Genomic DNA, 12585 nt, shown 5'->3' on the forward strand with positions numbered 1-12585 from the left:
TCAGGCTGGCACGTCCCCCGCAGCGGCGCAATCCCAAACCGCCCCTTGGCGCGCTGGGGCGGGCTGGTATAAGAGCGCCGAAACCAGTCAGGAGCCTGCCCCATGCGCCGCGCCACGATCACCCGCAAAACCGCCGAGACCGATATCGAGGTCACCCTCGATCTGGATGGCACGGGCCGCTACGACAACCAGACCGGCGTGGGATTTTTCGATCACATGCTCGATCAGCTGTCGCGCCACGCGCTGATCGACATGACCGTCCGCTGCGAGGGCGATCTGCACATTGACGATCACCACACGGTCGAGGATGTGGGGATCGCACTGGGTCAGGCCCTGACGCAGGCAATGGGTGAAAAACGCGGCATAAATCGTTACGGCAGTTGCCTTTTGCCGATGGACGACGCGCTGGTGCGCGCCGCCCTTGATCTGTCGGGGCGGCCCTTTCTGGTGTGGAACGTCGATTTGCCCACGGCCAAGATCGGCACATTCGATACCGAACTGGTGCGCGAATTCTTTCAGGCGCTCAGCACCCACGGCGGCATCACGCTGCACGTCGACCAGCTGCACGGGCTCAACAGCCACCACATCGCCGAGGCCGCGTTCAAGGCGGTGGCCCGTGCCCTTCGCGACGCGCTTGAGGCGGATCCGCGCAAGGGCGATGCGATCCCCTCGACCAAGGGCAGCCTTTGATGCTGACCGCGCTCATTGACTACGAAAGCGGCAATCTGCACAGCGCCCACAAGGCGTTCGAGCGGATGGCCCGAGAGGGGGACGCGGGCGAGGTGGTCGTGACCTCCGACGCCGATACCGTCGCCCGCGCCGACCGTGTGGTCCTGCCGGGCGATGGCGCCTTTCCGGCCTGCATGGCGGCACTCAAGGGCACCGGCGGGCTCTACGACGCGATGATCGAGGCGGTGGAGGCGCGCGGGCGTCCCTTCCTTGGCATCTGCGTCGGTATGCAGCTGATGGCAAGCTGGGGGCGCGAGTATGAGGATACGCGCGGTCTGGATTGGATCGGCGGTGAGGTGACGCGCATCGTGCCGTCAGACCCCACGCTCAAGGTGCCGCATATGGGCTGGAACGATCTGATCCTCGACGCGCCGCACCCGGTATTCGACGGGATCAGCACCGGCGATCACACCTATTTTGTGCACAGCTACCACATGGCAGTGACCGACCCCGCGCAGCGGCTGGCCCATGTGGATTACGCAAGCGACGTCACCGCCGTGATCGGGCGCGACAATATGCTGGGGATGCAGTTCCACCCCGAGAAAAGCCAGACCACCGGCCTGCGCCTGATCTCGAACTTCCTCGCCTGGCGACCCTGAGGCAGAGGGCGCGCGCCCCCTGCCCCGGTTGGCTCAGTTCACGCGGCTCCACGTCTGCTTTTTGCAGATCGGGCCGACGCAGCCGGACACTTTGAGCGTGTTGCCCGACAGCGCCATCTTTGATTTGAAGGTCTTGCCGGTTGAAGGCTGCCAGATCTTGCCGCTTTTGTAGGAACCGCCGCCCGCCGGCTGCATGTCCCACACCAGCTGCTTGCCCTTGTTGGCCGAGTTGTACTCGCCGCCGCTGTTGAACGTGCGCGAGATCGTCCCGCACAGGGCCGCGCCGCATTTGCTCATCTTGACGTGCGCGTAGGCGCCATCGTCCACCTCGGTCTTCCAGGTGCCCAGTGCCGGATCGGCAAAACCCGCCCCGGCGGTGCCCAGCGCCACAATGGCCGCTGCAATGATCGTTTTCATGGTCAATCCTCCCAAATTGCCAGCCAACCATTCCCGACACTCGGGCGTTCAGGCAAGGCTGACGTCGGGTCGCGTTGCACATCCGCGCCAATCGGTGCACAACGCGGCAAACGCACCACACGAAGGGCCGCCGCGATGATCCTCTACCCCGCTATCGACCTCAAGGATGGGCAGGCCGTGCGTCTGGTACACGGCGACATGGCGCGCTCGACTGTGTTCAACGATGATCCTGCCGCCCAGGCGCGCGCGTTTGTCGACGCCGGTTGCCAGTGGCTGCATCTCGTGGATCTCAACGGCGCTTTTGCGGGCGCGCCGGTCAACGCCGCCCCGGTCGAGGCGATCCTCAAGGCCTGCCCGGTGCCCGCGCAGCTGGGCGGTGGTATCCGCGACATGGCCACCATCGAGCGTTGGTTGGAGCGCGGTCTGGCCCGCGTTATCCTCGGCACCGTAGCGGTCGAAAACCCCGATCTGGTGCGCGAAGCGGCCCGCGCCTTTCCCGGCAAGGTCGCCGTGGGCATCGACGCGCGCAACGGCCGTGTCGCGACCAAAGGCTGGGCTGAGGAGACGGACGTGATGGTCACCGACCTTGCCAAATCCTTCGAGGACGCGGGCGTGGCCGCCATCATCTACACCGACATCCTGCGCGACGGCGCCATGGGCGGCCCGAACGTGGACGCCACCGCCGATCTGGCACGCGCCGTCTCGATCCCCGTGATCGCGAGCGGCGGCGTCTCCTCGCTGGCCGATCTGCAAGCGCTCAAGGCCACCGGCGTGATCGAGGGCGCGATTTCGGGTCGGGCGCTCTATGACGGGGCGATTGATCTGGGGTCCGCGCTCACCGCGCTGGCCTGATCGCCTCTGGCCCCCTGCCCGCGAAACGGCTAAACCCGCCCCATGTTGAAAACCCGCATCATCCCCTGTCTCGACGTGGCCGATGGCCGTGTGGTCAAAGGCGTGAATTTTGTCGGCCTGCGCGATGCGGGCGATCCGGTGGATGCCGCCATCGCCTACGATGCCGCCGGCGCGGACGAGCTGTGCTTTCTCGACATCCACGCCACCCATGAAAATCGCGGGACCATGTTCGATCTGGTGCGCCGCACGGCGGAGCATTGCTATATCCCGTTGACCGTGGGCGGGGGCGTGCGGTCCGCGCAGGACGTCCGCGCGCTGCTGCTTGCGGGCGCGGATAAGGTCAGCTTCAACTCCGCCGCCGTGGCCAACCCCGATGTGGTGGCTGAGGCCGCGGATCAATTCGGCAGCCAGTGTATCGTCGCCGCCATCGACGCCAAGACGGTCAGCCCCGGCCAATGGGAGATTTTCACCCACGGGGGGCGCAAACCCACCGGTATCGATGCGGTGGCGTTCGCCCACACCATGGTCGCCAAGGGCGCCGGAGAGATCCTGCTGACCTCCATGGACCGTGACGGCACGAAATCGGGCTTCAACCTGCCGCTTACCCGCGCAATTTCGGACGCGGTCGGCGTGCCGGTGATCGCCTCGGGTGGCGTCGGCACGCTCGATCACCTCGTCGAAGGCGTCACCGAAGGGGGCGCCAGCGCCGTTCTTGCCGCCTCGATCTTTCACTTCGGCACCTTCACCATCGCAGAGGCCAAACAGCACATGGCCGCCGCCGGGATCCCCATGAGGCTCGCATGACCCATCCGACTTCCGCGCGCGGACCGCTCGACGATCTCTACGCCACCATCCTCGCCCGCAAGGACGCCGATCCCGCCAGCAGCTGGACCGCGCAGCTGCTCGCCAAAGGACCCGAGAAATGCGCCGAGAAGTTCGGCGAGGAAGCCATCGAGGCGATTATCGAAGCGATCAAAGACGACAAGGCTGCGCTCACTTCAGAAGCCGCCGATGTGCTCTATCACCTGCTGGTGATGCTCGCCGCGCGCGACGTGACGCTGACCGATGTGCTGGATGAGCTTACCCGCCGACAGTCCCAATCCGGCGTGGCGGAAAAGGCCAGCCGCTAGCCCCGTTGCGTCCGAGCGACCGTGCCCCGTCCGGCGGGTGCCGGTGCGGCGGGTGCCCCCCAAAAAAATAACTTCGCGGGCCGCGCCCGCGTCCGCGCGGTCACAGCTTGCTCGAAATTACGCCCGTCGCGAAACCGCCCATGCGCAGTTCCCCGAAAAGACGCTGGTATTCGATCTTGGGGCAGCGATCCTGGATTACATCGACGCCTGCCGCCTCGGCCCGCTCCGTCGCCTGCGCGTGCATCACCCCGATCTGCATCCAGATCGTGCGCAATCCCGGCAATGCCGCCAGCGCCTCCTCCACGATCTCCGGCACCGCCTCGGACCGCCGAAAGATGTCGACCATATCTACCGGCCCCTCGATCTGCGACAACGCGCCTACGACCGTGCCACCGAACAGGCGCTCCCCGGCCAGCTTTGGGTTCACCGGCACCACCTCGAACCCCTTGAGGCTCAGATAGCGCGCGACAAAGTAACTGGGCCGCACCGGATTGCCCGACACGCCGACAACCGCGATCCGCTTGGTGCGCCCAAGGATCTCTTTCAGATATGCGTCCGCGTAGTCCATGGTTCCTCAGTCAAAGATATCTTCAACAAAATCGAACGCTTCCGAGGCGACTTTGCGCCAAAGGCTTTTGCGTTTCTTGACCTTGCGGGGTTTGGATTTCTTCACCGCCGCCGCCTTGGGCAGGCTGCGCAGTTTGGGCGCGGGCTGATGGCTGACGGCGGCGGTCGCGGGTTTTGCCAGCGGCATCGCCTTGAGATCGCGCAGCGGCGCGCCGCAGGTGCCACAGGTCAGCGTGTGGTGGCCCGCGTCCAGCCGCAGCATTGCGCGGGTGCCGCAGTGGCAACAGGTGGCAATCTTGGACGGGTGCGCCATGGGCTCTCTCTAGCTGTGCTCTCTGGACGCATATAGGGCGATGGCGGCGGCATTTGAGACGTTGAGCGAGCCAAATGCGCCGCCCGCGTCGATCCGTACCAGCGCATCCACCGTCTCGCGTGTTTTCTCGCGCAGCCCCGGCCCCTCGGCCCCCAGCACCAGCGCCACGGGGCGGTCGCGCTTGCCGTCCAGCGCGGCCTCGATGGTCTGCTCGGCCTCTCCGTCGAGGCCCAGCACCAGATAGCCCATGTTCTGTAACGTGCGGATCCCGTCGGCCAGATTGCGGATGCGCAGGTAGGGTTGCCGCTCCAGCGCGCCCGATGCCGTCTTGGCCAGCGCGCCGGTCTCGGGCGCGGAATGGTGGCGCGTGCCGATCACCGCACTTGCGCCCATCACCTCGGCCGAGCGCAGGATCGCGCCCACGTTATGTGGATCCGTCACCCGGTCGAGCATCATCACACGCGGCGCGGCATCCCCGATGCACACATCCTCCATCCGACCCCAATCAAGCGGTTTGACCTCCAGCACGGCCCCCTGGTGCACCGATCCGGGATCGAGCGGCGGGCGGAACTTGCGCGGATCAACCACTTCGGGCGTGATCCCTGAGGCCGCGATCGCCTCCGTCAGCTTGGCCTCGGCGTTGGGGGTGACCATCAGCGTGATCTTTTCGCGCGCGGGGTTCATCAGCGCATCGCGCACCGCGTGCAGCCCGAAAAGCCACAGCGTCTCCCGCGCCTCGGCCTTTTTGCCCTGCTCTTTTGCAACGACCCACTTGGGTTTTTTCATAGCCGTATCTCCGGGCACATGCGCCTGCTGCCACCTCTAGCCCGCAGCGCCCCCGATGCCAAGCAAAGCCCCCCGCGCACCCCATCCGATCTGCCCCGCAAAACGGCGGATTTTGGTATTGACGCCCCCAGACCTGCCGCGTATTCACGCCGCCAGTGGGCGACAGGCCGCAAGGTGTGGCAGGGGACTGTAACTCCCTCGCGGAGACGCACGCCTGGTTCGATTCCAGGGTCGCCCACCACCGAACGCTTTCTTCCGATACAATTATTGAAGACTTACGGCCTTTTCACAAAGCAAAGGGCCAATGCAACTCGTTGAACAATCACTTCTGCCAAACCAATCGATCCCCCGGATCGATTTTGCGTGCGTCACGGAAGGCAGCGCCCACTTCGTTCCCTCGCGGAGACGCACGCCTGGTTCGATTCCAGGGTCGCCCACCATTCACTTCCCTTCGAACGAAGATTTTTCAGCGATATGCGCGCTGACACCTCAGTGGCGCAGCGCATCTCCCTCAAGCAGCTATAGCGCCAACAAACCGGTCCCCCAGAAAACGAAGTCGAGAACGCGGCACTTCACGGCGAGACCGTCTTTGGCGCTCCTCATTGCAATTTGTCGCGCGCCCGGCCACCGCCGGGCGCACGACCAAGTCAGTTCCTGGTCCCGTTCACACCGCGCTGGCGCAGGGCAAGCCGATAGATCTCGCGGTAGGTGTCGATGGAGATCACGGGATCGCTCGCGAGATCGTAGGACGCCACGGAGACGGCGCGGCGCGCCTGAATGGAGACTGCCGACAGATCGTCGCTGAACCTGACGCATTTGTTTTGCGCACAAAAGAAGCCCGGCTGCACGCGCACACTCCCATTTGATGCGGATTGCGCAGAAACTGCGGTGCCGCCCATCGCAAGCGCGGCAGTCGCCGCAAAAAGAAAATGTTTCATCGTATCAGATCCCCATTGATGCCTACTCTGGTGAAGTGGCCTGAATTCTGACACCGGCAAGGGGCCCGCCCTCACATGCGCGTGAGGCGCCCCGGCTCTGTGTGGCAGTGCGGTTTGTGAAGTATCATCGGCGTAGAAAAAAGCCCCCCGACCGGTGAGGTCGGAGGGCTTGAGCGTGTTGCGAAGGCTCGGATCAGGCCGTGACGAAGTTGAAGACATCCTGATCGTCGGGGTCTTCATCCTTGGTCTGGTCATCCTCGACAGGTGCCAGGATCGGCAGCCCGGCGACGTATTCAACATCGTACTGGCCGCCCTTGGCATCGTCATCGGCCGGCGGGATGAACGTCAGATCGTCCACAGCGCCCGACCCTACGAGGTTCACATCCATGATCGAGACGTTCTGCGCGTTGATGATCAACTCCTGCTGGCTGTTGTCGCCCGATGCGGGAATACCGAGCGTGTCGATCAGGTTGCCGTCCACGTCGAACAGATCAATGGTGCCGCCCTGCTCTTCCACGTCGAGGATGTTGATGCTCAGCACTTCGGAGGGCGCCTCGAAGTTGAAGGTCAGCGTGCCGCCGCCCGCGTTGTCGTCGGCGTCGGAGCCGTCGTTGTCCTCCGAGATGATGAGCGCGTTGCCCACCCCGTTGAACGCGAGGTCGTGATCGCCGCCTGTCGGGTTGTCGGTGTCAAAGATCATCGCGTCGTTGACGTTGTCGGTATCGTGCTCACGCTGACCCGAGATGGTGACGCCGTCAAACTGGTCAGAGACCACATCGCCGGAGTTCAGCCCTTCGAAGTCGATCGTAACGGCGTCGCCGCCCGTGCCGGCACCTGCGGAGGTTTCGGTAATCTCGACGTTGTCGAACGTCACGATCTCGTCGCCCGCCGTGATCTTGGAGATAACGCGGAAGTGCACGTCGCCGGACAGATCGTCGAGCGCGCCACCGGAATAGGTCAGCGATGCGCCGTCCTCGGTGATCTCGTTACCGGTGTTGTTGCCGACGAGTGCTGTGCCTTCGTCGTTGACCACAAAGCGGTCGAGGGTTTGCCACGATCCGTCCTCGGTGCGGAATTGCAGCGTCAGGCTGTCGCGGTAGTCGCCGGTCGCCTCGAATTTGCTGGCGTCAGCCACGGTCGCGTCAAAGCTGAACGAGATGTCGCCGTTGGCCTCGACGGGCTGAAATTTCAGGATGCCATCGTTGTGGCCGTCCGTGCGCAGCTCGCCATTCACCACATCCCAACCGTCGTCGCGCCCGATGATGTCGGATTGCGAAGGATCGTGGATGGCGTTGAAATCCTCGGCAGCGAGCACCTTGGTCTGTGTCGCCTCGCCGGGCACCTCTTCGGACACGGTGACGGAGACGTTGTCGATCTTGAGCACTTCGTCGTTGGCTGTCACGTCCGAGATCACGCGGAACTGCGCGGTCTCGCTGGCGGTATCGAGGATGCCGCCGCTGTAGCTGACGGTCGCGCCCGACGCGGTAAAGCTTTGGCCCGTCTCGGACCCGACAAGCGCCGTGCCGTGATCGTTCACGCGGTATTCGTCCAGCAGAACCCAATCGCCACCGTCAAGGCTGACCTCGACGCGCAGGGTATCGGCGTAGTGGCCGGAGTTCTCGAACACGTGGGTGTTATGGGTCGTCAGATCCATGGTCAGGGTGACGGGGCCATCGGTGGCCACTTCGCTGAAGGTCAACGTGCCCTCGTTGGAGGCGTTCGTGACCAGCTTGTCGTAGGCCGCGACCCAGCCATCGTTGCTGTCCACGATGTCGCTGTCAGTGGGGGTGTGGATGTCGTTGAAATTGTCGAACAGCGCTTCCTTGCTGATCTGGATCGGATCGGCGTCGGGGGTGTCACCCGTGGTCAGCACCTGACCGTTGCCGCCGTCGCTGTCGATCACGGCGGTAAAGCTGGAGATGTCCAGATCATCGATGCTCAGCGGGCCGTTGTCGCCGAACAGGGTAAAGTTCGCCTGCGCGACTTCACCGCTTGTCGTGTCGTCGGAGGTGCCGAACTGGATGCCGATGTCGAATTGATCGGCGACTTGCGCACCGTTGGCGAGCGTGTCGACGCCGTTGATCGCGGCCTGAATGCCGGTGACGGGCGAAAAGATCGACCCTTCGTTGGCGCTGGGAAAGAAGTTCAGCGCGTCGAGGCTGCTGCCGTCGGCAAGGTTGAAGAAGACACCGTCAAAATCAAGCGGCTTGCCGGCAGGATCGGCATTGGCGACGACGATGAACAGGGTCCCGGTGTCGGTTTCGGTGATGGTAACGCGCGCCTGCGGATCGCAGCCCAGCAGTACCTCGATAGAATTTTGTCCAGACATACGATGTCCCTTCAATGGCAGTTGAATTACTGCCCTCACTAATCACAGCGGCCAATTTTCGCCGAGGGGAAAACACGTCTATGCCTCTCATTGGACACAATCTACCGGCCCCGGCAGGGATTGGCGCGGGTCTGGCGCCGACATTGAAAACAAACAAGAAACAATGCCTTCAAACGGAGAACACTGTTTCAGGGGCCGTTTTTGGTTAGCACATTTTTAACGAATCACGGGATCAGCACCTCGGCCCGCGTGAAGCGGGCGGAGGCGACGCTCAGATCGTCGTACGTCAGTGTGACGGTGACGCTTTGCACACTGCCCCGCGGATGGGCACGGTAGGGCACGCCGTCGCTTTGAAGGATGGCGTTTGGCGTTGCGGTATCGGTGTGGCAGTCCGGCAGCGGCCAATCCTGGGGCGCGCCGTCATTGACCGCCACGGCCATCCCGACCAGCCCACAACGCCAGGCCCACAAATGGGTGACATAGATCAGATCCTGCCCGCCGTAGTCTCGTACCGCGATCCAGTTGGCCTTGGTGGCGCTCAGGATCGGCTTTACCTCGGTCGCGGTGGTGAATTTGCCGGTGGGCGTTTGCGGCTCTGCCACCAACGCCGGCGTAGTGGCTACGGAGGCCGCCGCCCCTGCGTCGTCCTGCGCCGCGGCAATGGCGAAAACCGCCAGAATAATATCCAACATGAAATCCCCCTTCAGGGTCTGTGGCCGGAAAATGGCTTCTTTCAAATCAGGCGGCGCCAACTATACTGCCCGCCAAAAGCGCCGCAAAATAACGCCCCGGTCGAGGGCACAGCGCCTTGAGGAAGAGTATGCCACGCAAATCCGCCCCGATACAGCCTTTCAACGTCGTCGTCGTGGGCCAGCAGGGGCGGCTTGCCCATGAGGCGGTAATTTTTGCCGCCAGCCTGCGCGCCATGAGCCCCGATTTCACCGGCCGCCTGATCGTGGCAGAGCCGCAGCCCGGCCCGCGCTGGTCCAAGGATCCCAGCATCCGCAATGACGATCTGCGCGGATTGCTCGCCGATCTGGGCGCCGAGATCGTCCCCTTCGAGAACCGTCATTTCGGCGAGAGCTATCCTTTTGGCAACAAGATCGAGATGCTGGGCGCCCTGCCCAAGGGGGAGGCGTTTGTCTTTTTCGACACCGATACGCTCATCACCGGCGATCTGATGTCGGTGCCGTTCGATTTCGACCGCCCCACCGCCTCGCTGCGCCGCGAGGGGACGTGGCCGCAGCCGCAGCTGTACGGGCCGGATTATTCCGGTCTTTGGAAATCGCTCTACGATAAATTCGGGCTGGATTTCGACAGCTCGCTCGATCTGACGCAGCCCGACGACTACTGGCGGCGCTATCTCTATTTCAACGCCGGGTTCTTTTTCTACCGCTGCCCGCATGAATTCGGCGCGCGTTTCCTCGACTACGCCCGCGCGATCCGCGACACGCCGCCCGTCGAGCTGTGCGCGCAAAGCTTTGATCCCTGGCTCGACCAGATCGCGCTGCCGCTGGTGATCCATAGCCTTGGCGGCGGGCGCGACACGCTGCCCGAGGGGCTGATCGACGGAGAGGTGAGCTGTCACTACCGCCTGCTGCCCCTGCTCTACGCGCGCGAAAGCGATCGCGCGGTCGAGGTGCTGGAGGCCGTGACCGCACCCAACCGCATCAAGAAGGTCCTAAAAAATTACGACCCGATCAAACGCATGATCTACCAGGGGCGCGGAGCGAAGGCGCGCGCGCTGTTCGACCGCGAAAACCTGCCGCGCAAGGAGCAGGCGATCCGCAACCAGTTGAAGAAGAACGGCTACTGGATGCGGTGAAGGGCCGGTTGGCGGGACGAAGCTGCCGTTTGACCTTCGCCTTGATATGTCTGCATTCATCTGGAACCCTCGCATTGTCAATTTTCGAGAGGATGCGGTCCGGTGACTTTAACTTCAGAAGACAGGGCCGCTCTGTTGGCGCTGGAAGAAACGCTTTGGCGATCCGAAACACGCTTTGATCCGGTCCTCATGGATCAAACCTTTTCTTCAGACTTTTTGGAGTTCGGCAGGTCGGGGCGCAGATATGAGCGTGCGGAAATGCTATTTGATCCCGATCAAAAGGCTGAGATCAGAGCAGTTTTACCTCTGCCGGACTATTCGATAGCTATGGTCGCTGCGGATGTAGCCCTTGCGACTTACACGAGCGAGGTAAGATACGGCGATGAAGTCGAAGGCGGTCGCCGTTCGTCGCTATGGGTCAGAGTGGGCGATCGCTGGCAACTTCGGCTTCATCAAGGAACACCTTGCTAACGGGTAGTCACCGCACATCGGCCTATCGTCACAGTAGTCATTCGCGCAAGTTGCAGCATCGGTCAGATTGGGCTCAAAGCTGCTAGTCGCCGCATAACCGAAGAGAGTGAACTGGCCCCCGGCCCCTTCTCCGTCAGCCCGTTCGTATCCACCCATCCGTCATACCCACCCCAACAGCCCCGTTGTGAGCGCGCGCGCGATGGCTTAGACCGATGCCAACGCATCTTGAGGGAGAAACACCATGACCGACGGCCCTACCTACGGCTTTGATACACTGCAAATCCACGCGGGCGCCCGCCCCGATCCGGCCACCGGCGCGCGCCAGACGCCGATCCACCAGACCACCGCCTATGTGTTCCGCGACGCCGATCACGCGGCGGCGCTGTTCAACCTGCAAGAGGTCGGGTTCATCTATTCGCGCCTGACCAACCCCACCGTCGCCGTGCTGCAGGAACGCATCGCGACGCTTGAGGGCGGCGTGGGGGCTGTGTGCTGCTCGTCGGGGCACGCGGCGCAGATCATGGCGCTGTTTCCGCTGATGACACCGGGCAAGAACATCGTCGCCTCCACGCGCCTTTACGGCGGCACAGTCACGCAGTTCAGCCACACGATCAAACGCTTCGGCTGGGAGTGTAAATTCGTCGATTTCGACGATCTCGATGCGGTGAAGGCCGCGATTGACGAAAACACCCGCGCCGTCTTTGGTGAGGCTATCGCCAACCCCGGCGGCTATATCATGGACGTGCGTGCCATTGCCGACATCGCGGACGCCGCCGAGGTGCCGCTGATCATCGACAACACGACCGCCACGCCCTACCTCGTGCGCCCGATCGAACACGGCGCCACGCTGGTCGTGCATTCGACCACCAAATACCTCACCGGCAACGGCACCGTCACCGGCGGTTGCGTGGTGGATTCGGGCAAATTCGACTGGTCCGCGAATGACAAGTTCCCCTCGCTCAGCGCGCCGGAGCCTGCCTATCACGGTCTCAAATTCCACGAGACCTTTGGCCCGCTGGCCTTCACCTTCCACGGTATCGCCATCGGTCTGCGCGATCTGGGCATGACGCTGAACCCGCAGGCCGCGCACTACACGCTGATGGGCACCGAAACCCTGAGCCTGCGCATGGAGCGTCACGTCGAGAACGCCGTGAAGATCGCCAAATGGCTCGAGGCGGACGACCGCATCGACTATGTCACCTACGCCGGTCTGGAATCCTCGCCCTACTATGAGCGGTCCAAAAAGGTCTGCCCGAAGGGCGCCGGCGGTCTGTTCACCTTTGCGGTCAAGGGCGGCTACGACGCCTGCGTCAAGCTGGTGAACGCGTTGGAGGTGTTCTCCCATGTGGCCAACCTTGGCGATACGCGCTCGCTCATCATCCACTCCGCCTCGACCACGCACCGCCAGCTGACGGTCGAGCAGCAGGAGGCGGCGGGCGCGGGCCCGTCGGTTGTGCGCGTCTCGATCGGGACCGAGGACGCCGATGATCTGATCGCCGACCTTGATCAGGCACTTGCCAAAGCCACCGCCTGATGGGGGCCCCGGCATCGCGCGGGCCATGGCCGCGCGCGGTGCCGCCCTGCGGCGGATCGCCGAAAGCGCACAGAGTGGCTTTTCACCGACGCCCG

The 12585-nt window shown here is 63.5% G+C and carries 15 protein-coding genes and 1 tRNA gene; 9 read left to right on the plus strand and 7 right to left on the minus strand.

Annotated features, from left to right (window positions below; translation table 11 throughout):
• Window positions 1-102 precede the first annotated feature (102 nt).
• Together hisB and hisH are read left to right on the plus strand one after the other, a co-directional pair.
• Window positions 103-690 (plus strand): imidazoleglycerol-phosphate dehydratase HisB, encoded by a 588-nt coding sequence (hisB, locus tag KDD17_RS08860; protein WP_212703345.1) that lies wholly within the window; start codon window positions 103-105, stop codon window positions 688-690.
• Window positions 690-1328: an imidazole glycerol phosphate synthase subunit HisH gene (gene hisH / locus KDD17_RS08865; protein ID WP_212703346.1), complete on the plus strand. Its 639-nt coding sequence runs from the start codon at window positions 690-692 to the stop codon at window positions 1326-1328. Before hisB ends, hisH begins: the two co-directional genes overlap by 1 nt.
• Before the next feature lie 33 nt (window positions 1329-1361).
• Here hisH and KDD17_RS08870 read toward each other — a convergent pair whose 3' ends face one another.
• A complete protein-coding gene (locus KDD17_RS08870) occupies window positions 1362-1745 on the minus strand; it encodes a DUF2147 domain-containing protein (protein WP_212703347.1) in 384 nt (127 codons plus the stop codon).
• 135 nt (window positions 1746-1880) lie between these two features.
• Between KDD17_RS08870 and hisA the strand changes: the two genes are divergently transcribed.
• The 3 genes from hisA to KDD17_RS08885 are packed head-to-tail and all read left to right on the plus strand — an operon-like array spanning window position 1881 to window position 3727.
• Complete coding sequence (gene hisA, locus KDD17_RS08875) at window positions 1881-2597, plus strand: 1-(5-phosphoribosyl)-5-[(5-phosphoribosylamino)methylideneamino]imidazole-4-carboxamide isomerase (protein WP_212703348.1); 717 nt, start codon at window positions 1881-1883, stop codon at window positions 2595-2597.
• A gap of 42 nt (window positions 2598-2639) precedes the next feature.
• Window positions 2640-3401, plus strand: a complete 762-nt coding sequence (gene hisF / locus KDD17_RS08880) for an imidazole glycerol phosphate synthase subunit HisF (RefSeq protein WP_212703349.1) — start codon at window positions 2640-2642, stop codon at window positions 3399-3401.
• The gene (locus tag KDD17_RS08885; RefSeq protein WP_212703350.1) at window positions 3398-3727 is read left to right on the plus strand and encodes a phosphoribosyl-ATP diphosphatase; all 330 of its coding nucleotides are present in this window, start codon (window positions 3398-3400) and stop codon (window positions 3725-3727) included. The genes hisF and KDD17_RS08885 overlap by 4 nt, the downstream gene beginning before the upstream one ends.
• Window positions 3728-3827: 100 nt before the next feature.
• Here KDD17_RS08885 and KDD17_RS08890 read toward each other — a convergent pair whose 3' ends face one another.
• The 3 genes from KDD17_RS08890 to rlmB are packed head-to-tail and all read right to left on the minus strand — an operon-like array spanning window position 3828 to window position 5393.
• The gene (locus tag KDD17_RS08890; protein WP_212703351.1) at window positions 3828-4295 is read right to left on the minus strand and encodes a CoA-binding protein; all 468 of its coding nucleotides are present in this window, start codon (window positions 4293-4295) and stop codon (window positions 3828-3830) included.
• Between the two features lie 6 nt (window positions 4296-4301).
• A complete protein-coding gene (locus KDD17_RS08895; protein ID WP_212703352.1) occupies window positions 4302-4607 on the minus strand; it encodes a hypothetical protein in 306 nt (101 codons plus the stop codon).
• Between the two features lie 9 nt (window positions 4608-4616).
• On the minus strand, window positions 4617-5393 hold the full coding sequence (gene rlmB, locus KDD17_RS08900; RefSeq protein WP_212703353.1) for a 23S rRNA (guanosine(2251)-2'-O)-methyltransferase RlmB: 777 nt from the start codon (window positions 5391-5393) through the stop codon (window positions 4617-4619).
• A 157-nt stretch (window positions 5394-5550) separates the two neighbouring features.
• Between rlmB and KDD17_RS08905 the strand changes: the two genes are divergently transcribed.
• Window positions 5551-5634 (plus strand) — tRNA-Tyr (locus tag KDD17_RS08905).
• 406 nt (window positions 5635-6040) lie between these two features.
• Here the strand turns inward: KDD17_RS08905 and KDD17_RS08910 are convergent.
• The 3 genes from KDD17_RS08910 to KDD17_RS08920 all read right to left on the minus strand — a co-directional run bounded on the left by KDD17_RS08910 (window position 6041) and on the right by KDD17_RS08920 (window position 9352).
• Window positions 6041-6331 carry a hypothetical protein gene (locus tag KDD17_RS08910; protein WP_212703354.1) on the minus strand — a complete coding sequence of 97 codons (291 nt, stop codon included), beginning with the start codon at window positions 6329-6331 and terminating at the stop codon, window positions 6041-6043.
• A gap of 193 nt (window positions 6332-6524) precedes the next feature.
• On the minus strand, window positions 6525-8660 hold the full coding sequence (locus KDD17_RS08915; RefSeq protein ID WP_212703355.1) for a hypothetical protein: 2136 nt from the start codon (window positions 8658-8660) through the stop codon (window positions 6525-6527).
• 224 nt (window positions 8661-8884) lie between these two features.
• Window positions 8885-9352 (minus strand): hypothetical protein, encoded by a 468-nt coding sequence (locus KDD17_RS08920; protein ID WP_212703356.1) that lies wholly within the window; start codon window positions 9350-9352, stop codon window positions 8885-8887.
• Between the two features lie 128 nt (window positions 9353-9480).
• On the opposite strand from KDD17_RS08920, the gene KDD17_RS08925 reads away from it, so the two are divergent.
• The 3 genes from KDD17_RS08925 to KDD17_RS08935 all read left to right on the plus strand — a co-directional run bounded on the left by KDD17_RS08925 (window position 9481) and on the right by KDD17_RS08935 (window position 12490).
• A complete protein-coding gene (locus tag KDD17_RS08925) occupies window positions 9481-10485 on the plus strand; it encodes a hypothetical protein (protein WP_212703357.1) in 1005 nt (334 codons plus the stop codon).
• 135 nt (window positions 10486-10620) lie between these two features.
• The gene (locus KDD17_RS08930) at window positions 10621-10956 is read left to right on the plus strand and encodes a nuclear transport factor 2 family protein (RefSeq protein ID WP_212703358.1); all 336 of its coding nucleotides are present in this window, start codon (window positions 10621-10623) and stop codon (window positions 10954-10956) included.
• Window positions 10957-11197: 241 nt separating this feature from the next.
• Window positions 11198-12490, plus strand: a complete 1293-nt coding sequence (locus KDD17_RS08935; protein WP_212703359.1) for an O-acetylhomoserine aminocarboxypropyltransferase/cysteine synthase family protein — start codon at window positions 11198-11200, stop codon at window positions 12488-12490.
• Window positions 12491-12585 lie beyond the last annotated feature (95 nt).

The organism is Sulfitobacter albidus (assembly GCF_018200035.1).
Classification (GTDB): domain Bacteria; phylum Pseudomonadota; class Alphaproteobacteria; order Rhodobacterales; family Rhodobacteraceae; genus Sulfitobacter; species Sulfitobacter albidus.

Coding starts and splice junctions, on each gene's coding strand:
- KDD17_RS08910 (WP_212703354.1), bottom strand. CDS start 6,331: ATGAAACATTTTCTTTTTGCGGCGACTGCCGCGCTTGCGATGGGCGGC.
- KDD17_RS08915 (WP_212703355.1), bottom strand. CDS start 8,660: ATGTCTGGACAAAATTCTATCGAGGTACTGCTGGGCTGCGATCCGCAG.
- KDD17_RS08890 (WP_212703351.1), bottom strand. CDS start 4,295: ATGGACTACGCGGACGCATATCTGAAAGAGATCCTTGGGCGCACCAAG.
- hisH (WP_212703346.1), top strand. CDS start 690: ATGCTGACCGCGCTCATTGACTACGAAAGCGGCAATCTGCACAGCGCC.
- hisF (WP_212703349.1), top strand. CDS start 2,640: ATGTTGAAAACCCGCATCATCCCCTGTCTCGACGTGGCCGATGGCCGT.
- rlmB (WP_212703353.1), bottom strand. CDS start 5,393: ATGAAAAAACCCAAGTGGGTCGTTGCAAAAGAGCAGGGCAAAAAGGCC.
- KDD17_RS08895 (WP_212703352.1), bottom strand. CDS start 4,607: ATGGCGCACCCGTCCAAGATTGCCACCTGTTGCCACTGCGGCACCCGC.
- KDD17_RS08920 (WP_212703356.1), bottom strand. CDS start 9,352: ATGTTGGATATTATTCTGGCGGTTTTCGCCATTGCCGCGGCGCAGGAC.
- KDD17_RS08935 (WP_212703359.1), top strand. CDS start 11,198: ATGACCGACGGCCCTACCTACGGCTTTGATACACTGCAAATCCACGCG.
- KDD17_RS08870 (WP_212703347.1), bottom strand. CDS start 1,745: ATGAAAACGATCATTGCAGCGGCCATTGTGGCGCTGGGCACCGCCGGG.
- hisB (WP_212703345.1), top strand. CDS start 103: ATGCGCCGCGCCACGATCACCCGCAAAACCGCCGAGACCGATATCGAG.
- KDD17_RS08885 (WP_212703350.1), top strand. CDS start 3,398: ATGACCCATCCGACTTCCGCGCGCGGACCGCTCGACGATCTCTACGCC.
- KDD17_RS08925 (WP_212703357.1), top strand. CDS start 9,481: ATGCCACGCAAATCCGCCCCGATACAGCCTTTCAACGTCGTCGTCGTG.
- hisA (WP_212703348.1), top strand. CDS start 1,881: ATGATCCTCTACCCCGCTATCGACCTCAAGGATGGGCAGGCCGTGCGT.